General features: G+C 69.3%; 27 protein-coding genes, 1 pseudogene and 1 riboswitch. Of the genes and pseudogenes, 12 read left to right on the top strand and 16 right to left on the bottom strand.

Translation table 11 applies throughout. The annotated features are described in order from the left end of the window. Nucleotides 1-70 precede the first annotated feature (70 nt). The 4 genes from NL1_RS31750 to NL1_RS31735 all read right to left on the bottom strand — a co-directional run bounded on the left by NL1_RS31750 (nt 71) and on the right by NL1_RS31735 (nt 3,095). On the bottom strand, nt 71-1,270 hold the full coding sequence (locus tag NL1_RS31750) for an MFS transporter (protein WP_067847348.1): 1,200 nt from the start codon (nt 1,268-1,270) through the stop codon (nt 71-73). A gap of 123 nt (nt 1,271-1,393) precedes the next feature. Further along, nucleotides 1,394-1,678, bottom strand: coding sequence for a helix-turn-helix domain-containing protein (locus NL1_RS31745; protein WP_067847334.1), 285 nt, complete (start codon nt 1,676-1,678; stop codon nt 1,394-1,396). Then, nucleotides 1,675-2,049 (bottom strand): type II toxin-antitoxin system RelE/ParE family toxin, encoded by a 375-nt coding sequence (locus tag NL1_RS31740; RefSeq protein WP_067847331.1) that lies wholly within the window; start codon nt 2,047-2,049, stop codon nt 1,675-1,677. Before NL1_RS31740 ends, NL1_RS31745 begins: the two co-directional genes overlap by 4 nt. Nucleotides 2,050-2,099: 50 nt before the next feature. Continuing rightward, complete coding sequence (locus tag NL1_RS31735) at nt 2,100-3,095, bottom strand: helix-turn-helix domain-containing protein (RefSeq protein WP_067847328.1); 996 nt, start codon at nt 3,093-3,095, stop codon at nt 2,100-2,102. 121 nt (nt 3,096-3,216) lie between these two features. Between NL1_RS31735 and NL1_RS31730 the strand changes: the two genes are divergently transcribed. Next, nucleotides 3,217-4,104 (top strand): NAD(P)-dependent oxidoreductase, encoded by an 888-nt coding sequence (locus NL1_RS31730; RefSeq protein WP_067847325.1) that lies wholly within the window; start codon nt 3,217-3,219, stop codon nt 4,102-4,104. Between the two features lie 130 nt (nt 4,105-4,234). Here NL1_RS31730 and NL1_RS31725 read toward each other — a convergent pair whose 3' ends face one another. Continuing rightward, on the bottom strand, nt 4,235-5,452 hold the full coding sequence (locus NL1_RS31725) for an NADP-dependent isocitrate dehydrogenase (RefSeq protein ID WP_067847322.1): 1,218 nt from the start codon (nt 5,450-5,452) through the stop codon (nt 4,235-4,237). A 359-nt stretch (nt 5,453-5,811) separates the two neighbouring features. Continuing rightward, nucleotides 5,812-7,305, bottom strand: coding sequence for an MFS transporter (locus tag NL1_RS31720; protein WP_067847319.1), 1,494 nt, complete (start codon nt 7,303-7,305; stop codon nt 5,812-5,814). A gap of 374 nt (nt 7,306-7,679) precedes the next feature. On the opposite strand from NL1_RS31720, the gene NL1_RS31715 reads away from it, so the two are divergent. From NL1_RS31715 to metX, 3 genes are all read left to right on the top strand, one after another. Beyond that, on the top strand, nt 7,680-8,402 hold the full coding sequence (locus tag NL1_RS31715) for a TetR/AcrR family transcriptional regulator (RefSeq protein ID WP_067847314.1): 723 nt from the start codon (nt 7,680-7,682) through the stop codon (nt 8,400-8,402). 52 nt (nt 8,403-8,454) lie between these two features. Continuing rightward, a riboswitch (SAM riboswitch) is annotated at nt 8,455-8,565 on the top strand. A gap of 82 nt (nt 8,566-8,647) precedes the next feature. Continuing rightward, complete coding sequence (locus tag NL1_RS31710; protein WP_067847312.1) at nt 8,648-9,976, top strand: bifunctional o-acetylhomoserine/o-acetylserine sulfhydrylase; 1,329 nt, start codon at nt 8,648-8,650, stop codon at nt 9,974-9,976. Next, complete coding sequence (metX, locus tag NL1_RS31705; protein ID WP_084511211.1) at nt 9,973-11,127, top strand: homoserine O-acetyltransferase MetX; 1,155 nt, start codon at nt 9,973-9,975, stop codon at nt 11,125-11,127. The genes NL1_RS31710 and metX overlap by 4 nt, the downstream gene beginning before the upstream one ends. Before the next feature lie 117 nt (nt 11,128-11,244). Here metX and NL1_RS31700 read toward each other — a convergent pair whose 3' ends face one another. Then, a complete protein-coding gene (locus NL1_RS31700) occupies nt 11,245-11,490 on the bottom strand; it encodes a DUF3017 domain-containing protein (RefSeq protein ID WP_067847343.1) in 246 nt (81 codons plus the stop codon). A 216-nt stretch (nt 11,491-11,706) separates the two neighbouring features. Here NL1_RS31700 and NL1_RS31695 point away from each other — a divergent pair, with 216 nt between their 5' ends. The 4 genes from NL1_RS31695 (at nt 11,707) to NL1_RS31680 (ending at nt 13,622) form a co-directional block, all read left to right on the top strand. After that, the gene (locus NL1_RS31695) at nt 11,707-11,958 is read left to right on the top strand and encodes a hypothetical protein (RefSeq protein WP_156095144.1); all 252 of its coding nucleotides are present in this window, start codon (nt 11,707-11,709) and stop codon (nt 11,956-11,958) included. Continuing rightward, nucleotides 11,955-12,368: a type II toxin-antitoxin system VapC family toxin gene (locus NL1_RS31690; protein ID WP_067847306.1), complete on the top strand. Its 414-nt coding sequence runs from the start codon at nt 11,955-11,957 to the stop codon at nt 12,366-12,368. The genes NL1_RS31695 and NL1_RS31690 overlap by 4 nt, the downstream gene beginning before the upstream one ends. A gap of 111 nt (nt 12,369-12,479) precedes the next feature. Then, nucleotides 12,480-12,944 (top strand): tRNA (cytidine(34)-2'-O)-methyltransferase, encoded by a 465-nt coding sequence (locus NL1_RS31685; RefSeq protein WP_067847303.1) that lies wholly within the window; start codon nt 12,480-12,482, stop codon nt 12,942-12,944. Between the two features lie 24 nt (nt 12,945-12,968). Further along, a complete protein-coding gene (locus tag NL1_RS31680; RefSeq protein ID WP_067847300.1) occupies nt 12,969-13,622 on the top strand; it encodes a Uma2 family endonuclease in 654 nt (217 codons plus the stop codon). 9 nt (nt 13,623-13,631) lie between these two features. On the opposite strand, the gene NL1_RS31675 is transcribed toward NL1_RS31680, so the two are convergent. From NL1_RS31675 to NL1_RS31660, 4 genes are all read right to left on the bottom strand, one after another. Beyond that, on the bottom strand, nt 13,632-13,865 hold the full coding sequence (locus tag NL1_RS31675; protein ID WP_067847296.1) for a DUF167 domain-containing protein: 234 nt from the start codon (nt 13,863-13,865) through the stop codon (nt 13,632-13,634). Next, the gene (locus NL1_RS31670; protein WP_067847293.1) at nt 13,819-14,772 is read right to left on the bottom strand and encodes a DUF4349 domain-containing protein; all 954 of its coding nucleotides are present in this window, start codon (nt 14,770-14,772) and stop codon (nt 13,819-13,821) included. Before NL1_RS31670 ends, NL1_RS31675 begins: the two co-directional genes overlap by 47 nt. A 32-nt stretch (nt 14,773-14,804) precedes the next feature. Continuing rightward, nucleotides 14,805-18,164 carry an error-prone DNA polymerase gene (locus NL1_RS31665; RefSeq protein ID WP_067847290.1) on the bottom strand — a complete coding sequence of 1,120 codons (3,360 nt, stop codon included), beginning with the start codon at nt 18,162-18,164 and terminating at the stop codon, nt 14,805-14,807. A 127-nt stretch (nt 18,165-18,291) separates the two neighbouring features. Continuing rightward, nucleotides 18,292-18,747, bottom strand: coding sequence for a hypothetical protein (locus NL1_RS31660; protein ID WP_067847287.1), 456 nt, complete (start codon nt 18,745-18,747; stop codon nt 18,292-18,294). Nucleotides 18,748-18,901: 154 nt separating this feature from the next. On the opposite strand from NL1_RS31660, the gene NL1_RS31655 reads away from it, so the two are divergent. Then, nucleotides 18,902-19,885 (top strand): SDR family NAD(P)-dependent oxidoreductase, encoded by a 984-nt coding sequence (locus NL1_RS31655; protein ID WP_067847285.1) that lies wholly within the window; start codon nt 18,902-18,904, stop codon nt 19,883-19,885. 43 nt (nt 19,886-19,928) lie between these two features. Here the strand turns inward: NL1_RS31655 and NL1_RS39125 are convergent, their stop codons facing one another. Further along, on the bottom strand, nt 19,929-20,990 hold the full coding sequence (locus tag NL1_RS39125; protein ID WP_218024516.1) for a hypothetical protein: 1,062 nt from the start codon (nt 20,988-20,990) through the stop codon (nt 19,929-19,931). A gap of 162 nt (nt 20,991-21,152) precedes the next feature. Here NL1_RS39125 and NL1_RS31645 point away from each other — a divergent pair, with 162 nt between their 5' ends. Continuing rightward, nucleotides 21,153-21,620, top strand: coding sequence for an NUDIX hydrolase (locus NL1_RS31645; protein WP_067847340.1), 468 nt, complete (start codon nt 21,153-21,155; stop codon nt 21,618-21,620). Nucleotides 21,621-21,689: 69 nt separating this feature from the next. On the opposite strand, the gene NL1_RS31640 is transcribed toward NL1_RS31645, so the two are convergent. The 3 genes from NL1_RS31640 to NL1_RS31630 form a co-directional block, all read right to left on the bottom strand. Continuing rightward, nucleotides 21,690-22,580, bottom strand: coding sequence for a ferredoxin family protein (locus NL1_RS31640; protein WP_067847337.1), 891 nt, complete (start codon nt 22,578-22,580; stop codon nt 21,690-21,692). 122 nt (nt 22,581-22,702) lie between these two features. Further along, complete coding sequence (locus NL1_RS31635) at nt 22,703-23,434, bottom strand: alpha/beta fold hydrolase (protein ID WP_067847279.1); 732 nt, start codon at nt 23,432-23,434, stop codon at nt 22,703-22,705. A 118-nt stretch (nt 23,435-23,552) separates the two neighbouring features. Continuing rightward, nucleotides 23,553-23,906, bottom strand: coding sequence for a winged helix-turn-helix transcriptional regulator (locus NL1_RS31630; protein ID WP_067847276.1), 354 nt, complete (start codon nt 23,904-23,906; stop codon nt 23,553-23,555). Between the two features lie 57 nt (nt 23,907-23,963). Here NL1_RS31630 and NL1_RS31625 point away from each other — a divergent pair, with 57 nt between their 5' ends. After that, entirely contained in the window at nt 23,964-24,833 is an 870-nt protein-coding gene (locus NL1_RS31625; RefSeq protein ID WP_084511209.1) for an SDR family oxidoreductase, read from the top strand. Between the two features lie 93 nt (nt 24,834-24,926). Further along, the gene (locus tag NL1_RS31620; protein ID WP_067847270.1) at nt 24,927-25,634 is read left to right on the top strand and encodes a class I SAM-dependent DNA methyltransferase; all 708 of its coding nucleotides are present in this window, start codon (nt 24,927-24,929) and stop codon (nt 25,632-25,634) included. Here the strand turns inward: NL1_RS31620 and NL1_RS38330 are convergent. Next, nucleotides 25,625-26,480, bottom strand: a pseudogene (locus tag NL1_RS38330) (DNA polymerase Y family protein); the annotation flags it as partial. The gene NL1_RS31620 and the pseudogene NL1_RS38330 sit on opposite strands and share 10 nt — an antisense overlap.

Below are 26,480 nucleotides of genomic sequence, written 5' to 3'. Positions count from 1 at the left end.
GACGGGCGACGGGCGACGGGCGACGGTACCGCGCGGCAGGCGACGGCGGCAGGCGACGGCAACAGGCGGACTACTGGTCGTGACCGACCGAAGTCCGCCGACCGACCCACACCGTCACGGCGAAGAGCAACGTGCCGACCACCGCGAGACCCGCGCCGACGGCCGCAGGCGCGGTGTACCCGAGACCCGCCGCGATGACCAGGCCACCGATCCACGCGCCCGCCGCATTGGCGATGTTCAGCGCGGCGTGATTGAGCGCGGCGGCGAGGGTTTGGGCATCCGCAGCGACGTCCATCAGCCGGGTCTGCAGGCCGGGCGCGAGCGCCGCGCCGGTCGCGCCGACCAGGAACGCACCCACAGCGGCGGTGAACGGATTGTGCGCCGCGGCGACGAAGCCCGCGAGCACGACGGCCATCGCGACCATCGCGAAGAAGACGGCGCGGTCCACACCGCGATCGGCGAGCACGCCGCCGACGATATTGCCCGCCACCATGCCGAGACCGAACAGCATCAGCACCAACGGCACCAAACCCAGCGACATGCCTGCCACGTCGGTGAGGGTGGTGGTGATGTAGGTGTAGACGGCGAACATGCCGCCGAAGCCGACGGCGCCGACCGCCAAGGTCAGCAGCACCTGCGAGCGACGCAGCGCACCGAGTTCGGTCATCGGATCGGTGGTCTTCATGCCGGTGAGCTCCGGCACGAAACGGGCGAGCGCCGCGACCGTGGCGATGCCGATCAGCGCGACCACCACGAAGGCGTCCCGCCACCCGAGGTGCTGGCCGAGCCAGGTGGCAGCGGGAACGCCGACAACGTTGGCGGCGCTCAGTCCCAGCATAACCGCGGCAACAGCTTTGGCGCGCTGTCCGACGGGCGCAAGTGTGGCGGCGGCCAACGAGGCGACGCCGAAATACGCCCCGTGCGGCAGACCGGAGACGAAGCGCGCCACGACCAGGCTCTGAAAGCTCGGTGCCACCACCGTGGCCGCGTTGCCCACCGTGAACGCGATCATCAACGCGATGAGAAGGCGCTTACGCGGCACCCGCGCGCAGAGCGCGGCCAAGACCGGCGCGCCGATCACCACACCAAGCGCATACGCCGACACGGCATGTCCCGCGGTCGGCTCCGAGACGTTCATGGCCTGCGCGATATCGGGCAGCAAACCCATGGTGACGAACTCGGTCGTGCCGATGCCGAAGCCGCCGAGAGCCAGCGCCAGCATCGCGGGAACATGCCATTCGGTCCGCGCCTTCTCGGGCGGGGCGGGCAGATGGGTGGCTACCTGACTCGTCACGCCTTCATGTAACCGGCGCGCGCGGACGATCGCTTCCCGAGCCGACGTGAGTTCGACCACCACTCGCCGCGGTATCAGTCCAGCTCACACGGCATCGCCCTACGCCGCCAGAGACACCGACAGCTCGGTCTCGAGGGCGGCAGCGATCCGTTCCAAAGTGGTGATCGTCGGCACCACGTCCCCCGCTTCGAGGCGACTCACGGCATGCTGGCGCATTCCGGCGCGGGTCGCCAGTTCGGTTTGCGACCAGCCGCGCGCTTCACGAGCTGCGCGAATCTGGCGGCCGAGTTCGTGCGCCAGCGTGTAGGCGCGGGCAGCAGCCTGGTATTCCGGGGTCGCGCGGGTCGCCGCGAGGTGGGCGTCGAATTCCTGCTGGCTGGTCATGATCCGGTGTCTCCCATGGGATCGAAGGTCAAGTGCGCCGGGTCGGTGTGCTCCGATTCGCACATCTTGCGGGCCAGTTTCGCGCGGTCGATCTGGGCTGTCTCGCGTTGTTTCGTCTTGTGAAACACGGTCAGCAGCACCACCTTCCGGCCTCTTGGGAACCAGTACGTGATCCGCGTGGCCCGGCTACGTGTGAGGGTGAACCGCAGCTCACGCACCCCGTCACCGAGGTAGCGGCAATACGGTTCGCCGAGTTCGGGGCCGTACATGGCGAGGAGGCCTGCGGCGAAGTCGGCGCGAGCCAAATCGACCGGCGACAGTCCAGCCAGGAACGAGCGAACCTCGGGCTCGATCTCGATCGCATACAGCACGACCTGAGGCTATCACATCTGTGTGATGACCTTCCGGCAATTGGAGCCGGTCAGGCGATCGGCTCCCGGCGCGCGAAGGTCCGCCGGTACTCGGCGGGCGTCACGCCGACCACGGACGCGAAATGGCGGCGCAGGTTGGTCGCGGTTCCCAGGCCGGAGAGGCGGCTGATCCGCTCGATGTTGAAGTCGGTGGTCTCCAGCAACGACTGGGCGTGCGCGAGTCGCTGGTTCAGCAGCCACTGCATCGGTGTGGCTCCGGTGGAGCGGTGCAGGCGGCGGTGGAAGGTGCGCGGGCTCATGTTGGCCTTGGCCGCCAAGGTGTCGACAGTGAGTGGCTCGCCGAGATGCTCGACGGCCCATTGCAGTACGACGCCGAGGTCGTCGGCGGGACGCGCCGGAACGTTCCGGTCGACGTACTGCGCCTGGCCCCCGGACCGATGCGGCGGGACGACCATGCGGCGCGCCAGCTGGTTCGCCACCTCGGCCCCGAGATCGCACCGCACCAGGTGCAGGCACAGGTCCACCGCCGCGGTCATGCCCGCGCTGGTGAGCACGTCGCCGTCGTCGACGTAGAGCACCGAGTCGTCGACCTCGATGTTCGGGAAGCGTTTCGCCAGCATCTCGGCGTGCGCCCAGTGCGCGGTGACGCGCCGCCCGTCCAGCAGCCCCGCCGCCGCGAGCGCGAAAGTGCCGTCGCAGAGCGCGACCATGCGCGCGCCACGGCGATGCGCGGTCACCAGCGCGTCGAGCAGTTCGGGTGGCAGTTCGCGTTCGGCGGTGACGCACTCGTGGGCCACCGAGGGGACGATCACGGTGTCGGCGGTGAGCAGGTCGTCGAGGCCGTGCTCGGCGCGCAGAAAGGCGCCGAAGCCGATCGGCTGGGTCGGCCGGTCCGGGGCCACCGAGCACACCTTCAGCTCGTACCAGGGGTCGGCCAGATCCGGCTGCGGCGTGCCGAAAATCGCGGCGACGACGCCCAATTCGTACAGATCCCAGGGATGCAGCGCGCCGGGGGCGATGGCCATGGCGACGGTTCGGCCGGTCATGCCTTCGAGTATGGCAGGAATAGTTCGATCAGCGTCAGTTCTGCCACTCACACCTCGGCGGCCCGAGCGCGAAGACTGGTCGGCGGGCGCCCACCCGACAGAGCGACACAACGGAGGAATCATGAGCAAGACATCGATCACCGTGCTGGGTCTCGGGCGGATGGGCGCGGCGATCGCCGAGGTCTTCCTGCGCAACGGCCACCCGACCACGGTGTGGAATCGCACGCCGGACAAGGCGATTCACCTCGATGAGCTGGGCGCACGGCGCGCGAAGAGTGTCGCGGACGCGGTCGCGGCGGGCGAGTTGATCGTCACCGTGCTGGCCGACACCGCGGCCGCCGGGGATCAGCTGGTCCCGCTGGGCGGGGCGCTGCGCGGACGGACGGTGTTGAACCTCGCCACCGGCCGGCCCGACACCGCGCGCGAGCTGGCCGACCGGCTCGCCGCGCACGGGGCACGCTTCCTGGACGGCGGCATCTTCGGCATCCCGCAGACGGTGGGCACGCCCGACACGCTGCTCGTCTACAGCGGCGCGGCCGAGGCCGAGGCCGAATTCGCGGACGTCATAAGGGAACTGGGCGTGACGAAGTACGTGGGTGCCGACGCGGGCGTCGCTGCGCTGCACGACATGGCGGTGCTCGGCGGGATGTACGGGCTGTTCGGCGGGTTCTTCCAGGCGACCGCGATGGTGCACACCGAGCAGGTCTCCGCGGTCGATTTCACCGACACGTTCCTGGTGCCCTGGCTGCGCGCGCTGCTCGACATGCTGCCGACGCTGGCCGCCGAGATCGATTCGCGGGAGTTCCCGGTGAACTTCTCCGACCTCGCGGTCAACGCAACCGGGCTCGCGGATATCCGCACCACCAGCCGAAACCAAGGCGTGGCAACGGATCTGCTCGATCCGCTGCAGCGGCTGTTCGACGCCGAGGTCGAACGCGGGCACGGGACCGCCAGCTTCACCAGGGCGTTCGCCGGGCTGCTCGACGCACCGGTGCCTTCCGGAAGCTGAGGGCGGCGTTCCCGGATACACGTCGGGCACCCGTTCACCGCGAGGTGGGCGGGTGCCCGTTCAACCCGGCGCTGGGAAATCCCAGCGCCGGTCGGGGTCGGACGGATCGCGTCCCGGCCCCGGTGCCGACTCAGCGCAGCGCGCGAGCCAGGTTCGCGTCGAGCGCGCCGAGGAACTCCTCGGTGGTCAGGTAACCCTGGTCGCCGCCGACGAGCAGCGCGAGGTCCTTGGTCATCTGGCCGCCCTCGACGGTCTTGATGACGACGTCCTCGAGTGTCTGCGCGAAGCCGATCACCTCGGGGGTGTTGTCCAGCTTGCCGCGGTGCTCGAGGCCGCGGGTCCAGGCGAAGATCGACGCGATCGGGTTGGTCGAGGTCGGCTTGCCCTGCTGGTGCTGGCGGTAGTGCCGGGTGACGGTGCCGTGCGCGGCCTCCGCCTCACAGGTCCTGCCGTCCGGGGTGAGCAGCACCGAGGTCATCAGACCCAGCGAACCGAAGCCCTGGGCCACGGTGTCGGACTGCACGTCGCCGTCGTAGTTCTTGCAGGCCCAGACGTAGCCGCCCTCCCACTTCATGGAGGAGGCGACCATGTCGTCGATGAGGCGGTGCTCGTAGGTCAGGCCCGCCGCGTCGAACTGGCTCTTGAACTCGGCGTCGAAGACCTCCTGGAAGGTGTCCTTGAACATGCCGTCGTAGGCCTTCAGGATGGTGTTCTTCGTCGACATGTACACCGGGTAGTTCTGCTGCAGGCCGTAGTTGAACGACGCCCGCGCGAAATCCTCGATGGACTTCTTGAAGTTGTACATGCCCATGATGACGCCGCCGTCCTCCGGCATCTTCACGACCTCGTGCACGATCGGCTCACTGCCGTCGTCGGGGGTGAAGGTGAGGGTGACGGTGCCCGCCTCGAAGACCTTGAAGTCGGTGGCGCGGTACTGGTCGCCGAAGGCGTGACGGCCGATGATGATCGGCTTGGTCCAGCCGGGAACCAGTCGCGGGACGTTGGAGATGATGATCGGCGCGCGGAAGATGGTGCCGCCGAGGATGTTGCGGATGGTGCCGTTGGGCGAGCGCCACATCTTCTTGAGGCCGAACTCCTCGACCCTGGCCTCGTCCGGCGTGATGGTGGCGCACTTCACACCGACGCCGTGCTGCTTGATGGCGTTGGCCGCATCGATGGTGACCTGGTCGTCTGTCTTGTCCCGGTATTCGATGCCCAGGTCGTAGTACTCGAGGTTCACATCGAGGTACGGGTGGATCAGCTTGTCCTTGATGAACTGCCAGATGATCCGGGTCATCTCATCACCGTCGAGTTCTACGACGGTGCCTTCAACCTTGATCTTGGACATGGATCTTCGTGTCCTCCTAGGATGGTGCCCTTTTGCACGGCCAGGCGAACACGCTTGTGAGCGGACCCCAGCTGTTCAACAGACAACGTATATGTACCGCGTTGTTTGCGGGACGTGTGGTGCAAGCAAGACAAGCGTACTGCTGCCGACGATCTCACTGCGCGGGGAGGGCCCACTGTGCGGACTCCGCGACGAGTTACCGACGAGTAGCTCACATGTGACCCCAACCACTTTCTCCATCATGGCATCCCGGGCGATCGAGCTCTCCGACCTGGGCAGGAACTGGACGACCCCCGGACGCGACACGGCCCGCGCACCGGATCTCGAGGAAGCGATGCGCGGGCCATACCCGATTCGAATCAAACGGCGATCGGGATGCGAGCACCCTCCTCCGCGTCCTCGGCGAAGTTCTCCGGTCCGGCCTTGATCATCAGCGCGATCACCGGGATCGCGGCGAGGAAGAAGCCCGCGCCGACATAGAACGCGACGTCGTAGCTGTAGATGGCGGCGCGCGCGGCCAGGTCGTCGACGGTCGGGTTGTCGGCGAAGTAGTCCTTCGCCGCCTGCACCGAGATCGTGGTGAGCAGCGCGGTGCCGACCGCGCCGCCGACCTGCTGGGCGGCGTTGAGCAACGCGCTGGCGACACCGGCGTCGGCGTCGTCCACCCGGTGCAGCGCGACCGCCTGCATCCCGACGAACAGCGGCCCCATGCCGAGCGCGATCAGCACCTGGGCGGGCAGCACACCGGCCGCATAGCTGTCGCCGTAGCTCAGCTGCGCGAGCCAGATCAGCCCGACCACGCCGAGCGCGGCGCCCGCCACCATCAGCGGACGCGGGCCGAGCTTCGGCAGCAGCGCGCTGGTGATGCCCGCCGACACCGCGATGCCCGCGGGGAACGGGAGGAACGCCACGCCCGCCTTCAGCGGCGAGTAGCCCAGCGTGACCTGGAAGTAGAAGCTCAGGAACAGGAACATCGCGAACATCGCGATGGGGATGAGCAACGCCGCGAGCAGCGCGCCACCGCGGTTGGTCTCCCCCGGAATACGCAGCGGCAGCAGCGGATTCGACGAACGACGCTCGATCGCGACGAACGCGATCAGCAGCGCGATCCCGGCCGCGAGCAGCGCGAGGGTGCCGCCCGAGGTCCAGCCGTGATCGGCGGCGCGGCTGAAGCCGTACACGATGGCGATCAGGCCCGCTGTCACGGTGACAGCGCCGGGCACGTCGTAGCCGCCGGTCCGCCCGACGGGCACATCCTTGATCACGAACGCGAGCGCGCCGACCAGCGCGAGGATCGCGATCGGGGTGTTGACCAGCAGGGTCCACCGCCAGGACGCGTATTCGGTGAGCGCGCCACCCGCGATCAGCCCGATGGCCGCGCCGCCCGCGGAGATGCCCGCGAACACCGCGAACGCACGAGCCCGCTCCTTCGCCTCGGTGAAGGTCACCGAGACCAGCGCGAGCGCCGCGGGAGCGAGCAGCGCGGCGAAGGCGCCCTGCAGCCCGCGGCCCGCGAAGAGCTGGGCGCCGTTCTGCGCCAGACCCGCGAGCGCCGACGCGGCGGCGAAGCCGACCAGGCCGACCATGAAGATCAGGCGGCGGCCGAGATAGTCGGCAAGCCGGCCGCCGAGCAGCAGCAGTCCGCCGAAGATCAAGGTGTACGCGGTGAGGGCCCACTGCTTGTCGCCCTCGCTGATGCCCAGGTCACGCTGCGCGAACGGCAGCGCGATCGTCACGATGGTCGCATCGAGGACCACCATCAGCTGGGCCAGGCCGATCACCCCCAATGCCAGCCAGCGGGTCGAGCCGCGCCGGTTGTCCGGCACGTGCACCGCTGTCGAAGTGTCGCTCACGACTGCACCTCGCTGGCGCTCGGCTCCGTCGTGCGCGAGTGCGCGCCGTGTTTCCGGTTCGCTCGCTGACGCTCGCTCACGACTGCACCTCGCTGGCGCTCGGCTCCGTCGTGCGCGAGTGCACGCTGTGTCTCTGGTTCGCTCGCTGACGCTCGCTCACGACTGCACCTCGCTAGCGCTCGGCTCCGTCGTGCGCGAGTGCACGCTGTGTCTCTGGTTCGCTCGCTGACGCTCGCTCACTGTGTCTCCTCGTCCTCGGAAGTGGCGTGGACAATCCTGGCATCACCAGACATTTGGCGTCAATAGAAAAATGTCGCAATCAGACATTTGCCGCTCTGTGACAGTTGCTAGGAGACCTGCGTTACAGTGAAAACATGCTCGACTCATCCACGCCGGCGGGCACGAATGCCGCAGCGACCGGGGACAGCGCGGCGGCCACTACGACGAACACCGCGCCGCTCGGCCTGCGCGAGCGCAAGAAGCAGCAGACCAGGACGCGGATCGCGAACATCGGACTCGAGCTCTGTGACGCCCAGGGCTTCGACGCGACGACGGTCGAGCAGATCGCGAATGCGGCCGACGTGTCGCCGCGCACCGTGAATCGCTACTTCGAGACGAAAGAGGACATCGTCCTCGCTCCCATCGCCGACTTCGGCCAAGTGGTTGCCGAGAGGTTGCGAGAGGAGCCGCTCGGCGGCAACGAGCTGCGCGCGCTGTGCAATGCCTACCTGTTGGTGATCGACGACGCGGCGACCGAGAACTCGCAGGTCTCGTTCCGCAGGTTCCAGCAGATGCAGCGGATCGCGCGCGGCTGCCCGTCGGTCAACAGCCGCGCGCTGGAGTTCGCCGACAACAAGTCCGACGCCATCACCGCGGTACTGGCCGAACGTCTCGGCACCACGCAGGAGGCGATGTCCGTCCGCCTGATCGTTTCTACCTGGCAGATGCTGTGCCACCTGGCGATGGACGCGCACCACGACCTGATCATCGACGGCGATGCGGCCACCGCGGTGCGCGCGTCGCGGGAGACCTTGCTCGACGCGTACGCGGAGTTCATGCGGGTCTGCGCGGAACCGGCCGCCGAAACGGCGGAGTGAGATCGGCTACGAATTTCGGCCATTGGCCGCCCGCCAGCTACCATGTCCGTCAGGTCATGAGTGCCAGCGCCAAGCCCCGGCTCGCTGGACGGCAACCCTCCAGCAGCGGTGGGGTGCTCCGGGTGATGACCGGGCCCTCGACGGTCGAGGGCAAGCGCGCTGTCAGGAGGTTCCCGGAAATGTGTTGTTGTAGACCGCATTCCCGATCTCGTTAGTTCCGGCGAACAACTCTTGTGGAGCATGACATGACCGACCCCGTCGCGGCCGAGTTCGATCCTGCCCTGTGGTCCTTCGAGACCAAGCAGATCCATGCGGGCCAAGCCCCCGATCAGAGCACCGGCGCCCGCGCGCTGCCGATCTACCAGACCACCTCCTACGCCTTCCGCGACACCGACCACGCGGCGGCGCTGTTCGGGCTCGCCGAGCCGGGCAATATCTACACCCGCATCATGAACCCGACCCAGGACGTGGTCGAGCAGCGCATCGCCGCCCTGGAAGGCGGTGTCGCCGCGCTGCTGGTCGCCTCCGGGCAGGCCGCCGAGACCTACGCGATCCTGAACCTGGCGTCCGCGGGCGACCACATCGTGTCCAGCCCGCACCTCTACGGCGGCACCTACAACCTCTTCCACTACTCCCTGCCCAAGCTCGGGATCGAGGTCTCGTTCGTCGAGGACCCGGACGATCTCGAGCAGTGGCGCGCCGCGATCCGGCCCAACACCAAGGCGTTCTTCGGCGAGACCATCGCCAACCCCAGCAGCGCCGTGTTGGACATCACCGGCATCGCCGAGGTCGCGCACGCCGCAGGGATCCCGCTCATCGTGGACAACACGGTCGCGACCCCGTACCTGATCCAGCCGCTGGCGCACGGCGCCGACATCGTGGTGCATTCGGCCACCAAGTACCTGGGCGGGCACGGCGCGGCCGTCGCGGGCGCGATCGTCGACGGCGGCGCCTTCGACTGGACCGTCCGCGACGACAAGGGCGAGCCCCGCTTCCCCGGCTTCACCACCCCGGACCCCAGCTACCACGGCGCGGTCTTCGCCGACCTCGGCGCGCCCGCCTACGCGCTGAAGGCCCGCGTGCAGCTGCTGCGCGATCTGGGCGCGGCGGTCTCGCCGTTCAACGCGTTCCTCATCGCGCAGGGCATCGAGACGCTCAGCCTGCGCGTCGAGCGCCACGTCGCCAACGCGCAGGCGGTCGCCGAGTTCCTCGCGGAGCATCCGGCCGTCGAATCGGTCTTCTACGCGGGCCTGCCCAGCTCGCCCTGGCACGAGCGGGCCAAGCTGCTTGCGCCGAAGGGGACCGGCGCGATCGTCTCCTTCGAACTGCGCGGCGGCATCGACGCGGGCAAGAAGTTCGTGGACGCGTTAGTCCTGCACAGCCACGTCGCTAACATCGGGGATGTGCGTTCTCTCGTGATCCACCCGGCCTCGACGACGCACTCCCAACTGACTCCCGAGCAGCAACTGGCCTCCGGCGTCACCCCCGGACTGGTCCGCCTCGCCGTGGGTATCGAGGGAATCGATGACATTCTGGCCGATCTGCGCGCCGGATTCACGGCGGCGACGACGTGACCGTGAGCACCGATCGGAGCACCGCCCGTACGACCTCCGGCATCGGCCTGCTGCCACCGCCGGACGGCAGTCCGGGTGTGATCGCTATCGGGGACGTGCGGCTGGAAAGCGGCGCGGTGATCCCGAACGTGCACCTCGCGGTGCAGCGGTGGGGCGAACTCTCCCCCGCCCTGGACAATGTGGTGCTCGTCGAGCACGCTCTGACCGGTGACTCGCACGTCGTCGGTACGCCCGACGACATCCACTCGCAGCCCGGCTGGTGGGAGGGCATGGTCGGGCCGGGCGCGCCGGTGGACACCGACGAGTGGTGTGTCATCGCGACCAATGTGCTCGGCGGCTGTAAAGGCAGCACCGGGCCGTCCTCGCTCGCGCCCGACGGCAGGCCGTGGGGCTCACGTTTCCCGGAGATCTCCATCCGCGACCAGGTGACCGCCGAGGCCGCGCTGCTGGATCTGCTCGGCATCGAGCGGCTCGCCGCGGTGGTCGGCGGTTCGATGGGCGGCATGCGGGTGCTGGAGTGGATGATCGGCGCGCCGCAGCGCGTGGCCGCGGCGCTGGTACTCGCGGTCGGCGCCCGCGCCACCGCCGACCAGATCGGCACCCAGACCACCCAGATCGCGGCCATCAAGGCCGATCCGGACTGGCGGGGCGGCGATTACCACGACACCGATCGCGCGCCGACGACCGGCATGGGCATCGCCCGCCGCATCGCGCACCTGACCTACCGCACCGAAGGCGAGCTCGACCACCGCTTCGAGAACCGGGCCCAAGGCTCCGAGAATCCGTGGCGCGGCGGCCGCTACGCGGTGCAGAGCTACCTGGACCACCAGGCCGAAAAGCTCTGCAGGCGTTTCGATCCCGCCACCTACGTGCTGCTCACCGAGGCCATGAACCGGCACGACGTCGGGCGCGGGCGCGGCGGAATCGAGGCGGCGCTGGCCGCGACACCGGTGCCCTGCGTGGTCGGCGGCGTCGACTCCGACCGGCTGTACCCGCTGCGCACGCAACAGGAACTGGCCGACGCGCTGCCCGGTTGCGATCGCCTGGAAGTGGTGCACTCCCGCGACGGCCACGACGGATTCCTGACCGAGGCCGCAGCCGTTTCGAAGTTGCTCATCGAGACCATGCGACTGGCCCGCGAGAACCGCTAGCCCCAGCTGAAACGCACCGATTTCGCGTGCGCGCTTTCCTTTTCGGTCAGTCCCACACAGCCGGCACACGCCGCACAGCGGCAGTGGCGCTGTGCGGCGCCGAAACGATCTGTGGGCTCAGCCGACGCCCAGGGTGTTGATGGTCGCGGCCAGAAAGACGATGGCGGAGCCGAGCAGACTCAGCGCGCCGACGTCGAACGGCTTGCTGCGCACCGCGAGCAGGCCCACCTGCGCGGTCGGCAGACACAACCGGAACGCCGCGGCCAACAGCGTCGCGCCGCCGAAGAACAGCGCGCCACGCCGCCAGCGATCCGAAGCGACGAAGACCACCGCGACCAGAACCACCAGCGCCACGGCCACCATCGGCAGGTGACAGCGCAGGAACTGCGCGGCACGACTACCGCCTGCGTGCCGTCCGGCGGACGTGTCGACATCGGTCACGGCACCGATTCTTGCAGACGAGCCCGCGCTCTCTCGATCCAGTCGATACGTCGAGATCGGTCACGGCACCGATTCCTGCAGACGAACCCGCGATCGTTCGATGCAGTGGATGCGATGCGATTCACTAAACTGAACGGCATGACCGCAGCGCATGACTACGACGACCTGCACGATCTGGTCGATCGGCTCACCCCGGCGCAGGCGCATGCGCTGCGCGCTGTCGCGCTGCAGTTGGTCGTCACTGATTCCACCGATCCAGGCACGGCAAGCGAACCTGTCGGCGAACGACGCAGGCGGCTTTCTTTCGCCGGTTTGATGCATGCCGAGCCCGATCTAGCTGCCAGGTCGGAGGACGTCCTCCGCGAAGAGCGTGGTAGACAAACCGAGTGATCGTCTGCGACACAGGACCACTCGTTGCGGTACTCAACGACAACGACGCTGATCATCGACGTTGCTTGGACCTGCTCGAGTTGCACGCCGGCCCGCTCCTCATCCCGAGCCCAGTGCTTGCGGAGGTCTGCTATTTCGTGGAAACGCGCGTCGGGCCCGAGGCCGAAGCGACGTTCCTCGAATCGGTCGCCAACAAGGAGATCGAACTCGTCGATCTCACCGAGACCGACTTACTGCGGATGGCCGAACTGGTCCGCAAGTACGCGGACTTCCCGCTGGGAGCCATCGATGCGTCTATCATCGCTGTCGCCGAGCGGCTGGACGTGGGCGAAGTAGCGACCCTCGACCGGCGGCACTTCAGTGTCGTTCGCAGCCGCCGCAAGACACCGTTTCGGCTTCTACCCAACTGAAAGGCGTCGGCATCAGCGGTGCCTTTGCGGCTGGGCAAGCAAGGGCAGCTTCGATGAGCCGCGCCGGTGGCCCGTCGACCCGGCGGAAGCGGGGCCTGATTGACTGGGGCGGTGTTCCGCCTGATGTTTCACGAGCCGTGTATCCCGCCGAACACCGGCAATGCGATCCGGTTGGTCGCTGGGACCGGTTGTGAGCTGCACCTGATCGAGCCGCTGGGGTTCGATCTTTCGGAGTCCAAGCTGCGCCGCGCCGGGCTGGACTACCACGATCTGGCCTCGGTCACCGTGCACGAGAGTCTGTCCGCCGCGTGGGCGGCGCTGCGGCCGGAGCGCGTCTACGCCTTCACCACCAAGGCGAGCACCCGCTACACCGACATCGCCTACCAGCCCGGCGACGTCCTGCTCTTCGGCACCGAACCGACCGGCCTTCCCGACCACGTCCTCGACGACCCGCACGTCACCGCTCACGTGCGCATCCCGATGCTTCCCGGCCGCCGGTCCATGAACCTCTCCAACGCCGCGGCCGTCACGGTGTACGAAGCTTGGCGTCAGCTGGGCTTTCCCGGCGGGATCTGAGAGCGGCGCGGCTACCATTTACGCATGCCAGAGCCGCACCGCGAGCAGCCGAATCTTCCCACCCGCCTGACATGGGAGGAACTGGAGAAGCTACCCGCCGAGATCGCCGCGCAGATCGAGCTGTGGAACGGGCGGGTGGTCTGGCTGCGCCGTGGCCCCGGCGAACACCAGACGTTCACCCGCCGATTGACGAATGCGCTCGAAGGCCTTGCGCGCAAGGACATGTCGCTGAATACCGAGCACTGCTGGCGCGCGAACCTGGAGACCAACGTCTTCTTCGGCAGGACTGGCAAGTCCGACTTCGTGACGCCGGACTTCCTCGTCCACCGCTGCCTGGAACGGCCCTACCAGGATGTTCGCGCCGGTGATGTCCTGCTGGTCGGTGAAGTGCTCTCCCCGGGCAATACCCAATCCGACATCGAAGCCAAGAAGGCGCGCTACGCCAGCGGTGGCATCCCCTGGTACTGGGAGGTCACACTCGCCCGCGACGACAGCGCCATAGACATCGTCCGGGTCTACGGACTCGAAACCGGATATGGACAGCTTCCCGACGGAATTCGCCCGCTGCGTCCCTCCAACTATCTGCTCACCGGGGAATGGACCCGCGAGGCCCCGAACGGTATCGAGTTCGATTTCCCGTTCCCGATCAGCATTCCGTGGACCGAACTCGAGTTCTGAGACGGCCCCTCAGTCCACGATCTCGAAGCGTTTGAAGCGGGAGGTGGCGCCCGCGGTGAGGCGGACGGCGGTTTTGGGGACGTTGTAGTGGGTGGCCAGGAGTTCGATGGCGGCCTTGTTGGCCTTGCCTTCGACGGCGGGGGCGCGGACGTAGAGCTGGAGGGTGCCGTCCGGAAGTGGTTCGACGAGCGGGCCTTTACGGCTGTTCGGTTTGATGATCGCCCTGACCACCGTCGGCGGCATCGGGGGCTCCTGTTCGGGTAGCTGCGGGAACCGCTGTGGTGGAAGGCGTTTCGGCCGGTCGGCGCTTGCGGCGCACGACGCGGACGAGTGCGAAGACGAGGCCGCCGACGATCGCGAGGAAGCCGAGCCAGGGAATCGCCCTGCCGGTGAAGACGACCGCGTCCTTCAGCCAGTCGACCAGGGAGTTCCAGCCCGCGACGATACCGTCCCAGAAGTTGCTCGGCCCCTCGTCGGATTCCTTTCCGGTCGTGGTGATCTCGATGGTGAGGGTGGACAGCGCGACCTGATCGTCGAGGCGGCGTTTCTGGGCGGTGAGACTGTCGAGCTCGCCCTGGCGGCCGGCCAGCGCCTCTTCGGCGGCGATGAGATCGGCGGTGTTGGCGGCGCCGGCGATCAGCGCGCGCAGCCGATCGACCGAGGCTTGCAGCGCCTTGATCCTGGCGTCCAGGTCCTCCCACTGCATGGTGACGTCGTCACGGTTGGTGCTCACCCTGGTGAGAGTGCCGATCGCGCCGAGACCGTTCACGAACGCGTCCGTCTTGTCCGCGGGCACCCGCACGGTCAGCAAGGCGCTGGGCTCGGTGTCGTCCGTGCCCGGCTGCTCGGTGCGACTGTCCACCCGGCCGCCCGCCTCGCGCACCCGGTCGCCGACCTTCGCCGCGGCCACGATCGGATCGCCCGAGGTGATCTCGATGCTGCCGGTGACGACCTCCTTGCGGTCGACAGTGTCGGTGTCCTGCCCGCGTCCCTCCCCGGGCGACTTCTCCCGGAACCCGGGTGGCGACACCGGCGCGGGCGCGGCGGTCACCGCCGTCGATCCCCCCGAATCGGCACGCTCATCGGCCCCGCAGCCGACGATCAGCGCCAGCCCGAGCAGACCGGCGCACAGCACAGCAAGCTTCCGCATGCTCGCAGCGTAGTGCGGTCGCCGAGTCCCGGTCATCGGAAATCGCGCGACTTCCCCTCGATCCGGAGATGCAGTCGCTGAAGATGCTCCGCGACAACGGTGACCGCGCCCTCCGCGTTCTGTACCCGCCCGCGAACGAGCAGCGCGGTGGCGCTCTGGGCCAGGCGGCGGTAGCGGGCCCACAGCCCGACCGAGCAGACCACGTTCACCATGCCGGTCTCGTCTTCCAGGTTGAGGAAGGTGACGCCGGCGGCGGTGGCGGGGCGCTGGCGGTGGGTGACCGCCCCGCCGACCAGTACCCGGGAACCGTCGGGGACGGCGAGCAATCCGGCGGCGGGGACGGCGCCGAGCGCGTCGAGGTGGGGGCGCAGGAATTCGGTCGGGTAGCTGCCCGGTGAGATCCCGGTGGCCCACACGTCGGCGGCGGCGAGTTCCAGCTCGCTCATGCCGGGCAGGGCGGGCGCGGTGGTCGCCGCCCCGGTGCCGGGCAGCCGATCCACGCGTTCCCCTGCCGCGGCGCCCGCCGCCCACAGCGCCTCGCGCCTGCTGATGCCGAGACTGCCGAGCGCGCCCGCGGTGGCCAGCGATTCGGCTTGGGCCACAGAGAGTTCCACCCGTCCGGTCAGATCGAGAAACGAGGTGTAGGGGCCGCTTTCGCGCCGGGCGGCGACGATCCGCTCGGCCAGGTCCGTGCCGAGGTGCCGGACGGCGGCAAGCCCGAGCCGGACCTCGGCGCCCGCCACCTCGAGGGTGGCCTCGGCGAGGCTGGCGTTGATGTCGGGGCCGTGCACCGCGACCCCGTGCCTGCGCGCGTCGGCGACCAGGGATTGCGGTGAGTAGAAGCCCATCGGCTGGGCGCGCAGCAATCCGGCGCAGAACGCGGCGGGATGGTGCAGCTTGAACCACGCCGAGTAGAACACCAGCGCGGCGAAACTCTGCGAATGACTTTCCGGGAAGCCGAAATTCGCGAAGGCGTAGAGCTTCTCGTAGATGCGGTCGGCGACCTCGCCGGTGATGCCGTGCAGTTCGCGCATGCCCTGGTAGAGGCGGGCCTTGATGCGCTCCATGCGTTCCGGTGAGCGTTTGGAACCCATCGCGCGGCGCAGCTGATCGGCCTCGGCGGCGGTGAAACCGGCGACGTCGACGGCCATCTGCATCAGCTGCTCCTGGAACAGCGGCACGCCGAGGGTGCGGCCGAGCGAATTCTCCAGCGCCGGATGGTCGTAGGTCACCTTCTCGCGCTCGTTGCGGCGGCGGATGTACGGATGCACCGAGCCGCCCTGGATGGGACCGGGACGGATCAGCGCGACCTCCACCACCAGATCGTAGAAATCGCGCGGCTTCAGCCGGGGCAGGGTGGCCATCTGCGCACGCGACTCCACCTGGAAGACGCCGACCGAGTCGGCGCGCGAGAGCATTTCGTAGACGGCGGCTTCCTTCAGGTCGAGCTGGTGCAGTTCCACCTCGACACCCTTGTGCTCGCGCACCAGATCGATCATGTAGTGCAGCGCGGAGAGCATGCCGAGCCCGAGCATGTCGAACTTCACCAGCCCGACCGCGGCGCAATCGTCCTTGTCCCACTGCAATACGCTGCGACCGGGCATCCGCGCCCACTCCACCGGGCACACGTCGGCGATGGGGCGGTCGCAGATCACCATGCCGCCGGAGTGGATACCCAGATGCCTTGGCAGACCTTCGATGTCGGCGGCCAAGTGCAGGACCTCGTCGGGGATGTCGGTGCCGGTCTCGGCCGCGACACCAGTCCAGCGGCTCACCTGTTTGCTCCACGCGTCCTGCTGTCCCGGCGAAAACCCCAGCGCGCGTGCGGCATCGCGCACCGCCGACTTGCCGCGATAGGTGATCACATTGGCCACCTGGGCGGCGTATTCGCGGCCGTACTTGGCGTAGACGTGCTGGATCGCCTCCTCCCGGCGATCGGATTCGATATCCACGTCGATATCGGGCGGGCCGTCGCGTTCCGGAGACAAAAAGCGTTCGAACAGCAGCTGATTGGCCACCGGATCGACATTGGTGATGCCGATGGCGTAGCAGACCGCGGAGTTGGCCGCCGAACCGCGGCCCTGGCACAGGATGTCGTTGTCCGCGCAGAAGCTGACGATGTCGTGCACCACCAGGAAGTAGCCGGGGAAGCCGAGCTGCTCGATCACCTCGAGTTCGTGTTCGATCTGGCGGTAGGCCGCCGGATTCTCCCGCGGCGAGCCGTAGCGGCGGGCCGCTCCCCGGAGTGCGAGCTCACGCAGCCAGGTGTTCTCGTCGTGGCCGTCCGGCACGTCGAAGGGCGGCAGCTGGGGTGCGATGAGGCGCAGGTCGAAGGCGCACTCCCCGGCCAGCGCCGCGGCATTGGCCACCGCGTCGGGACAGGCCGCGAACAGCCGCGCCATCTCCGCGCCGGAGCGCAGGTGCGCGCCGCCGGTGGGCGCCAGCCAGCCCGCGATGTCGTCCAGGCTCTGCCTCGACCGGATGGCGGCCAGCGCCATAGCGCGGCGGCGTTGCGCCGGGGCGGCGAAATGCGCTCCGGTGGTGGCTATTACGGGCAGCCCGAGCCGGTCGGCCAGGTCGATCAGGTGGGCGTTGCGCTCGTCGTCCTCCGGGACGCCGTGGTGGGTGAGTTCCACGCCGACCCGGTCGCCGCCGAAGCGTTCGGTGAGTTCGCGCAGCGCGGCTTCGGCTCGCACCAGGCGGGTGTCGCCCGCACGCAAGTCCTCTGCGAGCGCGCGGCGCAGGTGGCCCTTGCGGCAGCCGGTCAGGATGTGCCAGTGCCCGCCCGCCGCCGCGGTGAGGACGTCGAGGTCGTAGCGGAGGATGCCCTTCTCCCCCGCGGCCAGGTGGGCGGCGGCGATCTCGCGGGAGAGCCGCCGATAGCCCTCTTGGCCGCGGGCCAGCACCAGCAGGTGCGGCCCTGCCGGGTCCGGCGCGCCCGTGCGTGGCGCCGAGTCCGGCGCGTCGGCATGCGTGGCTTGCGCCGCGCGCGGCCGCCCGTCCTGCGGACCCAGCGACAGTTCCGCGCCGAAGACGGTCGCCATCCCCCATTCCTTGGCCGCCTCGGCGAAGCGCACGGTTCCGTAGAAGCCGTCGTGGTCGGTGAGCGCGATCGCCTCCAGCCCCAACCGCACCGCCTCTTCCACCAGCTCTTCGGGCTGGCTGGCGCCGTCGAGGAAGCTGTAGGCCGAATGCGCGTGCAGTTCCGCGTACGGCACCGTCGGGCCGTCGGGGCGTATCGGCTCGGCCACGTACGGCTCGCGTTTGCGCGACCAGGCCGGGCTGTCCCCGCCGTCGCCCGGGTACATGGCGTCCGGATTGGTCCGGCCGGGGCGACCGGACAGCACCCGCTCCAGCTCCGCCCAGGTCGGCGGGCCGTTGCTCCAACCCATGACACATCACCTCTATCATCGAACATACATTCGATAGATGGAGAGGAGCGCGTGGGTCCGCCCAACGGATACCGAGTCGCAACAAGCGGGCGGCAGGCCCCTCATCGGCCCGCCGCCCGCCCGCCGATCAGCCCCCTCGAACCCGCTCGGTGGATCCGGCGGCAACCGCGGCATCCACCCGGTCCAACCCGTCGCGGATCATCTCGCCGTACGCGTCGTCGGCCAGGATCCGCAGATGACCGCGGGCGATCGCCAATTGCATTCGGGCGCCGTCGAAATCGCCGAGCCTGCGGTGACTGTCGGCCAGGTTCAGGTACAGCGAGGGCAGGAAGCAGCGCAGACCCTCGTCCAGCGGGATGCCGGGGCCGAACACCGCCATGAGCGCGCGCTGATCCCAGTGCAGCGCCTCCTCGTCCGTTTCCTGCAAGACGGCGAGGTGATGTGCGATCACGCAGCGCTGCAAGGGATCGCCGGACGGATCTAGTTCCTCCCACAGCGCACCGAGCGCGCGCTGCGCCGCTTCCGGGTTTCCGCTGCCGAGCCGCACCGCGGCAAAGATGTCCGCCATCCGATCGTCCGCCATGCGCACGAGTATCGCACATATGTTCGATGTATTCGAGGTTCGTTCGAGCGCGTCTTCGAGCGTGACGAGCGCCACTTGGCGAGTAAACTTACTTCAGAGTAAGTTCGTGCCGACCCTGGCCGTCTCCGTTGACGCGACAAAGGAGCAAACCCCGATGACCCAAGCTTCCGCCGACGACGCCGGTGTGCGCGGGCAGATCCGACGCAACCGCCGCAACCGGGACCTGACCGGCAGGCACGTCCTCATCACCGGCGCCTCCTCCGGCATCGGCCGGGCCGCCGCGCTGGCCGTGGCAGGCAAAGGCGCCACCGTTTTCCTGCTGGCCCGCCGCGGCGACGAGCTCGCCACCGTGGTCGAGGAGATCCGCGCCGCGGGCGGCTCGGCGTACGGATATCAGTGCGACGTCACGGATTCCGATTCCGTCGACCACACCGTGAAAACCATCCTCGATGAGCACGGCCACGTCGACATGCTGGTGAACAACGCTGGCCGCTCGATCCGCCGCGCCATCCACCGCTCCACCGACCGCCTGCACGACTTCGAGCGCACCATGGCGGTGAACTACTTCGGCGCGCTGCGCATGACGCTCGCTGTGCTGCCGCAGATGCGCGAGCGCAAGTTCGGCCACATCGTGCAGATCAGCAGCGCGGGCGTGCAGGTCGCGACCCCCCGGTTCTCCGCGTACCTGGCCAGCAAGGCGGCACTGGACAAGTTCACCGAGGTGGCGGCCGTGGAGACCATGGCGGACGGCGTCACCTTCACCACCATCCACATGCCGCTGGTGCGCACGCCGATGATCACACCGAGCGGCGACCAGGGCCCGTCGGAATCGCCCGAGTGGGCGGCGGCCACGATCGTGCGCGCGCTCACCGAACGGCCCAAGCGGATCGACGTCCCGATCGGCACCTTCGCCGAGTACGGCGCGCTGCTCACGCCCAAGTTCCGCGACCGCGTCCTGCACCGCTACTACCGCGCGCTGCCGGACTCCCCCGCCGCCAGGGGCGAGACCGCCGACACCGAGGACGACGTGGAACCCGTTGCCCCGCAACCGGAACGGCAACAACGGTCCGCCGCGCGCCGAGTCACCGGCAGCGTGCTGCGCCGCGCGGCGCGCTGGGTCCCCGGCACCCACTGGTGACCGCCCTGCACGATGTGGCGATGTCCCGCGGGCACCGGGTGCGCTACCCCAGCACCAGGCGCGGCTCCGGCAGGTAGACCCGCGCCTGCGAGCGCACGCTGTGCCACATCGCCAGGCCGACGGCGGGCGTATTGGAGGCGATGTGCAGCTGCCGGTTCCCGAGATCCACGATCGCGGGCGACACCACCGAGCCGAAACTCATCGGCCGGTTCCGCAGCGCCTGCACGGCGGCGGGATGCACGCGTTCGGACACCAGCGCGGCCACGCCCATGGCGCCACCCTTCACCCCGAACACGCTGCGCCTGCGCTGGTTCTTGGCGAAACCGTCGACCTGGCGCGGGAAGTCGTCGATGGCCGCCGGTGAGATCTCCTCCAACGTGGCGACGCAGAGGACGAGGTCGATCGGGTTCAATGCGGTCGCGATCACCGCTGTGACGCCGACCAGGCTCATCAGCGGGCCGACCATGTGCTGGTTGATCTGCATGCGGCCGCGGGTCATGTGGTGGGTGACCGCGGTGAGGTAGGCCTGGACGGCGGGGGTGCCGGGGAACTCGAGGGGCGGCGGGGCGGGGTGTGGTGAGTAGCCCGGCGGAGCGGCATGGGGGTGCTGCTGGTAGCCGGGCGGAGGAGCCGGTTGCCCATGCGGCGGGACAGGGTAGCCGGGCTGAGGGGCCGGATAGCCCGGCGGCGGCGCGGGATAAGGCGGCGGCGCAGCCAGATGGCCATGCGGAGAGGCCGATTGGTCTTGCGGCGCGGCTGGATAGCCGTGTGGCGGCGGCGTGGGATGCCCATGCGGCGAGGCCGGATAGCCGGGCGGCACCGCAGCCGGATGGCCGGGCGGAGGTGGGACCGACTGGCCTTGCGGTGAGGCTGGATAGCCAGGCGGCGGGGCCGGATAGCCGGGTGGGAGTGGGCCCGAATGACCTTGCGGCGGAACGGGATGCCCGCCGTTCGGCGGAGGCGGGACGGGAGGGCCCCCGTAGGAATGCGGCGGATACCCCGGCACGCCATCCTGCGGCAGTCCGGGCGGATACCCCGGCACGTCCTCATGCGGCGGTCCGGGCGGAGTCCCCGGCGTGTTCGATCCCCACGGCGGTGTCGTCATCTCATCCCTCCCTCGACCGGCACGTTTGCCGTCGGGACATTACCTGCCCCGCGCCGCACCCGGTCCCGTCGGCATCCGAAGCCACACGCCCACAACGCAAGACCTCGTCGCTGCGTGTCGAGCGGAGGACGCTGGGATAAGGTCCGGCGGGAGGTTATGGGGATGAGTTTCAGGCTGGCCGCGTACGCCGTGTGCATCGAGGACGGGCGCGTGCTGCTCGCCCGTCACGTACCACAGGGCGGCGAAACCACCTGGACTCTTCCGGGCGGAGGGGTCGAGCACGCGGAGGATCCGTTCGACGCGGTGACCCGGGAGCTCGCCGAAGAGACGGGCTGCCACGGGATCGTCGAACGTCTGCTCGGCGTGGACTCGCGGGTGATTCCGGCGGCCGCCGCGCGTGCCGGAGCCGAGCACCAGAATGTCGGCATCTTCTACCAGGTCCGCGTCACCGGCGGCCAGCTCCGGCCCGAGCCCAACGGTGAGACCGCCGAGTCGATCTGGACTCCGATCGCCGACGTCGCCCGCCTCCGCAGGTCCGCACTCGTCGATATCGGTCTCGCTCTGGCTCGGACCCTGCCGGCAACCGGCCACGTCGCTCCCGTCCCGGTCGGCGGCTTGATCCAGCACTGAGGCGCCGCCAACCGGCCACCGATGACGGACGAAAGCTCTGAGTGGGTAATGGATTTGCCCAGGGCGGAATCAGGGCAGCGGTTGAATGGGGTCGGCGACGAGGGCGGTTACCGGTTTCGGGCCCGCGCCGCAGCTGGCCTGGCGCGGGGCGTAGGCGACCGTCCGCGCGGTGACGCGCCAGCGCCTTCCGTCGCGGTGGGTGACGACCGCACTGCCCGCGTGCGTGGGATCGGTTGCGATGGAGTCCTTTTCGAGCTGAACCGTGAGTTCGTCGAGACCAGCGGCGATCTCCGCGCGCACCGCGAGTTCGGCAACCTGTTCGACGGGCCGGTGTCCGCTGCGCCCGCGCAGACCGGTGAGCGCCACCTCGCCGCGGTGCACGGCCGCCAGCGCTGCGGTCGCGGCGGCGGCGTCGACGCGGCCGTAGGTGAGTCCCGAGGGCAGCAACACCATGGCGGGGGCGAAGCGGTGGCCGCCGGTGTGCGAGCACTCCCAGACCCGGTCGGGGTGGTCGGCCGACAACGCCGCGGCGATGGGACGGCCGAGCAGGGCACAGCATTGGTCGCGCTTACCGTGCGCGCACACCAGGACCAGCGGGTCGGTCACCCGCTCCCCGAGACCCGGCGGCGGACCGGCGAGCAGGTGCAGGTCGAGTTCGAGCAACTGCTTCAGGTCGGTGATCTCGAGCCGCTCGCACCAGCCGCCCTCGGCGCGCGAGTTGACCAGCAGAACCGTTCGGACTCCGGTGAATTCGCTGCGTCCCGGGCGGCGAATCAGGGTCGGGCGGACGCGCGCGGCGGTGGTGCGCGCGGCGAGTTCCGCGGTGATTTCGGGGCTGAGCACCTCGTCGCCGATCACGTCACGCCCCCACGCGCCGGGATGTTCGACGCAGAGCCAGCCGCTCACCCTCGTCGCGGTGCCGGGCAGCGGGACGTCGGCCGAGGCCGCCGAACACGTCATGTCGTCGAAGGCGTTCACCGCGTGCTCACGCGTCCGGGCGCGCGGCGACGCGCACTATGACGAACGGACCGGGTGGTAGCGAGCACCGTTTCACTCTAGATCCGCGCGACGTACACGATTCCTCACGGCACGGCGAGGAACGGCAGCACCACGGCCTCGAACTCGCGATACCGGTCGCGATGGATGCTGTGGCCACAGGAAAACGGGACGTCGGTGCAGTCGGGGACCAGGCCGAGCAGCACCGCCAGCTTCTCCGGATCGACCATGCCGCCCGGCCCACCGCGCAGCACCAGCGTGGGCGCGGTGATGTCGGCCAGCCGGTCCCACCATTCCGGGTTCGGCTTGCGGAACTGTTCCAGCGCGGTGCGGGTCATCGAGCGGTCGAAAGCCAGCACGGCGCGCGGATGCCGAATCAGGCTGGTCGTCGCGTGCCAGAGTTCTGGCACGGTGGGGAACCTGCGGGTCAGCCGCAGTTCCTCGTCGCCGGAGCGCAGCGGCAGCGGGCATTCCTCGATCACCAGCCTGCGCACCAGCTCGGGCCGCTCCTGCGCGACACAGGACACCGCGTAACCGCCGAGCGAGTGCCCGACGAGATCCACCTGGCGCAGATCCAGGCGCTCGCACAGGCGCAGCACGTCGGCGCCGAACTCGTCGAAACGGTAGGAATCGGTGTGCGCGCTGCGGCCGTGCCCGCGCAGGTCCGGGATGATCACCCGCCGACCCGCCCGCGCCAACCGGCGCGCGAAGCGATCCCAGGTGTGTCCGTCCCCGCCCATCCCGTGCACCAGCACGACGGGTGTCTCGTCGACCACCCCCGAATCGCGATAGGCGATCTGCACCCCACCGAACGCCATCCGGGCAACCGTCAGATCCACGATGTTCGAGGGTACCGACCCCTACCGTGCCGCCACCCAGGGTTTGTCGGGAGTATCACAGCGGCCGAGCACCGTTCGGCGATTCGCCGAGCAGCCGTCAGTCCTCGAGCGGGTGTTCCTCGCCCCACTTCAGCATGGCGTACAGGATGCCGCTGAGACTCTCGCCGTCTTCGGTGAGTCGATAGACGACCCGGGGCGGCACTTCGGCGTAGACGGTGCGGGTGAGGATTCGCTGGTGTTCGAGGGCGCGCAGGCGGTCGGTGAGGGTCTTGGCGCTCGGCGAACCCAGGGCGGTGCGCAGGTCGCCGAAGCGTTTGGGGCCGGAGAGCAACTCGCGGACGATCAGCGTCGTCCACTTCCCGTCGAGAACCTTCAACGTGCGCTCCACACCGCACCCCGAACAGTCGGCGGATTGCAGATATTTCAGCTGCTCATCGCCAATGGTTTCCATTGGGAAATTATATCACTTTCTGGGTATTGCTTCCTTCCTGAAACTAGCGTCGACGGCATGAGCACATCAACCGTGATCGTCCACGGCGCAACCGGAACCCAAGGAGCCGCCATCGTCCGCGGCCTGCTGTCCGCGGGGCACCGCGTCCGGGGCATCGTCCGCACTACTCCCGCCCTGCTGCCTCCGGACGCCGAGCCGATCGAGGCCGACCTCCTCGAACCCGGCTCGCTGGCCGCCGCGTACGAGGGCGCCGACGCGGTGGTCGTGCAGCTGCCGCTGATCTTCACCGACCTCGCCGTCCAGCAGGCCGAGGCGATGCTGGCCGGACTCCGGAAGGCAGGCGTCGAGCGGGTGGTTCTCAACACCGGCAGCGTGATGCCGCCCGTGCCCGTCGGCGTGCCCTTCGTGGACGCCCGCGTGCTGCTGTCCACCGAACTGTCCCGCGGCGTCGAGGCCGCCACGGTGGTCGCGCCCGCGCGGCAGTACATGGAGAACCTGGTCGCCTCTTGGTCCGCTCCGCTCGTGCGCGCCGGGGAGCTCGCCTATCCGCTGCCGCGGGAACTGCCAGTCCCGTGGGTCGCGCTCGACGATCTGGGATCGACCGTCGCCGACCTGATCACCGCGACCACTCCGCCGCCGCTGCGGATCGTGGCGGGCCCGCAGGCGCTGACGGGAGACGAGGTCGCCGCCGAGCTCGGTGCGGTCCTGGGACGCCCGGTGCGGTGGAACTCCATATCCCCCAACTCCTATCGGGAGATGCTCGCCCCGCACCTCGGTGCCGAGGCTGCCGAAGGAATCGCCGGGGTATACACACCGCCGCCCCCGGGAGCACCCACTCCGCCGGAACCCGATCCGTCGGTGCTGGAGATCGGAGCCACCACCCTGCGCGACTGGGCGGCGCGCCAGGACTGGCAGACGGGCAGGTAGACAGCCGATTTCGCGGCAGGTGACCGGCACTTCTCGTGTGGTCCCCTCGAAAACGATTGGCGGGGAGAGCACATCGCGGCGCAGGATGCGCACATGCCGACATTCGCCGACTTCGACCGCCGCAACTACAACACCGTCGACGTGGCCACCGGATACGACGGGTGGGCGCCGACCTACGAGCGCACCGTGCTGGACGAGATGGATCTCGGCCTGCTCGCACGGCTGCGTGTTCCGGTGTGGGATCGCGTCGAGCGGGCGGCGGACTTGGGGTGCGGGACCGGGCGGACCGGCGGCTGGCTGCGTGAGCGCGGGGTGCGCAGGATCGACGGCGTCGACGTGAGCGAAGGCATGCTCGAGCTGGCCCGCGCTCGCGGCGCGCACACCTCGCTGCGCCGCGCGGACGTCCGGGCGACCGGCCTGCCGGAGGGCGCCTACGACCTGGTGATCGCTTCGCTGATCGACGAGCACCTGCCCGAGCTCGGCCCGTTCTACACCGAGGCAAGGCGGCTGGCCGCGCCCGGCGGTCGCTGTGTCACGGTCAGCTATCACCCCCAGTTCATGATGGTGACCGGCATGCCGACGCACTACACGCCGGAGGGCGGCGCGCCGGTGGCGATCAGCACCCACTTGCACATGCTCGGCGAACACCTGACCGCCGCGCTGGCGGCGGGCTGGGCGCTCACCGAGGTCGTCGAGGCGGTCGTGGACGACGCCTGGGTGCGGGCCAAGCCGAAATGGGCCGAGCTGCGCGGACATCCGTTCACCATCGCGTTCGTCTGGTCGCGGGACGGTCAGTCGTAGAGTCCCTCGGCCCGCCACGACTCGTCGCTGTAGACGAGCAGCAGCACCCGGACGTCGCCCGCGTCGCCGCCCAGCTGCACCTGGGCGCGGGCCGCGGCGGCGGAATCGGGGACCCACCAGTGTTCGTCCATCGGCCACGGCCCGGCCCACCCGGCCAGCGGCCAGCTGCGGCTGCCCCAGTGCAGGCGGGCCGGGTCGGCGGTGAACAGGCCGCGTTCGGTGACAAGGACCGGAGTTCCGTCGGCCGCTTCCAGACGCACCGCGGGACGGTTCAGCAGCAGCACCGCGGGGGCGGGTTCCGGTAGCCGGCCGGGCCATGGCTGTTCCGGATCGGCTTCGGGCACCCGTTCGTCACCGAGCACGACCATGGTGACGCGTTCGGCGGGACCGCGGCCGCCGCTGAGCACTCCCACCTGGACCGCCTCCCCGCCGAGCAGTCCCTGCACCCGGACCAGGGCGCGGCGGGCGCGCTCGTCCTCCTCGCCGACGCCGCCCCACAGACCCAGTTGCAGCGCGCCCGCCCGCACGACCTCCACAGGTTCCAGGCGTAGCAGCGTGACCGGGGCGGTGGGGCGGTCGCGGCGGGTCAGCCAGCCGTCGAGCTGCCAGCGCACCCGGTCGGCGGTGTCCCCGGGGGTGAGCGGCTCGGCGCACCGCCAGATCCGGGAGAGCTGTTCGCCCGCTTCGGTTTCGGCGAACACCGCGAGCCGGGTGCAGGCCAGTGCGGCGTCGGACAGTTTGGCGTGCAGACGGGTGGATAGCATGCGTCCCGCGAAGGCGGCCGCGTCGACCCGGTCGATCGGCGGGTCGCAGCGCTGCTCCACCGCGAGCTCCGGCGGCGGGCGG

The organism is Nocardia lijiangensis NBRC 108240 (assembly GCF_001613045.1).
Lineage (GTDB): Bacteria > Actinomycetota > Actinomycetes > Mycobacteriales > Mycobacteriaceae > Nocardia > Nocardia lijiangensis.
Note: the sequence above shows the minus strand (reverse complement) of the source record. Positions and strands in the feature narration are given on the sequence as shown.

Coding starts and splice junctions, on each gene's coding strand:
- NL1_RS31745 (WP_067847334.1), bottom strand. CDS start 1,678: ATGACCAGCCAGCAGGAATTCGACGCCCACCTCGCGGCGACCCGCGCG.
- NL1_RS31735 (WP_067847328.1), bottom strand. CDS start 3,095: ATGACCGGCCGAACCGTCGCCATGGCCATCGCCCCCGGCGCGCTGCAT.
- NL1_RS31730 (WP_067847325.1), top strand. CDS start 3,217: ATGAGCAAGACATCGATCACCGTGCTGGGTCTCGGGCGGATGGGCGCG.
- NL1_RS31725 (WP_067847322.1), bottom strand. CDS start 5,452: ATGTCCAAGATCAAGGTTGAAGGCACCGTCGTAGAACTCGACGGTGAT.
- NL1_RS31715 (WP_067847314.1), top strand. CDS start 7,680: ATGCTCGACTCATCCACGCCGGCGGGCACGAATGCCGCAGCGACCGGG.
- NL1_RS31710 (WP_067847312.1), top strand. CDS start 8,648: ATGACCGACCCCGTCGCGGCCGAGTTCGATCCTGCCCTGTGGTCCTTC.
- NL1_RS31700 (WP_067847343.1), bottom strand. CDS start 11,490: ATGGTGGCCGTGGCGCTGGTGGTTCTGGTCGCGGTGGTCTTCGTCGCT.
- NL1_RS31695 (WP_156095144.1), top strand. CDS start 11,707: ATGACCGCAGCGCATGACTACGACGACCTGCACGATCTGGTCGATCGG.
- NL1_RS31680 (WP_067847300.1), top strand. CDS start 12,969: ATGCCAGAGCCGCACCGCGAGCAGCCGAATCTTCCCACCCGCCTGACA.
- NL1_RS31675 (WP_067847296.1), bottom strand. CDS start 13,865: ATGCCGCCGACGGTGGTCAGGGCGATCATCAAACCGAACAGCCGTAAA.
- NL1_RS31670 (WP_067847293.1), bottom strand. CDS start 14,772: ATGCGGAAGCTTGCTGTGCTGTGCGCCGGTCTGCTCGGGCTGGCGCTG.
- NL1_RS31665 (WP_067847290.1), bottom strand. CDS start 18,164: ATGGGTTGGAGCAACGGCCCGCCGACCTGGGCGGAGCTGGAGCGGGTG.
- NL1_RS31660 (WP_067847287.1), bottom strand. CDS start 18,747: ATGGCGGACGATCGGATGGCGGACATCTTTGCCGCGGTGCGGCTCGGC.
- NL1_RS31655 (WP_067847285.1), top strand. CDS start 18,902: ATGACCCAAGCTTCCGCCGACGACGCCGGTGTGCGCGGGCAGATCCGA.
- NL1_RS39125 (WP_218024516.1), bottom strand. CDS start 20,990: ATGACGACACCGCCGTGGGGATCGAACACGCCGGGGACTCCGCCCGGA.
- NL1_RS31645 (WP_067847340.1), top strand. CDS start 21,153: ATGAGTTTCAGGCTGGCCGCGTACGCCGTGTGCATCGAGGACGGGCGC.
- NL1_RS31640 (WP_067847337.1), bottom strand. CDS start 22,580: ATGACGTGTTCGGCGGCCTCGGCCGACGTCCCGCTGCCCGGCACCGCG.
- NL1_RS31635 (WP_067847279.1), bottom strand. CDS start 23,434: ATGGCGTTCGGTGGGGTGCAGATCGCCTATCGCGATTCGGGGGTGGTC.
- NL1_RS31630 (WP_067847276.1), bottom strand. CDS start 23,906: ATGGAAACCATTGGCGATGAGCAGCTGAAATATCTGCAATCCGCCGAC.
- NL1_RS31625 (WP_084511209.1), top strand. CDS start 23,964: ATGAGCACATCAACCGTGATCGTCCACGGCGCAACCGGAACCCAAGGA.
- NL1_RS31620 (WP_067847270.1), top strand. CDS start 24,927: ATGCCGACATTCGCCGACTTCGACCGCCGCAACTACAACACCGTCGAC.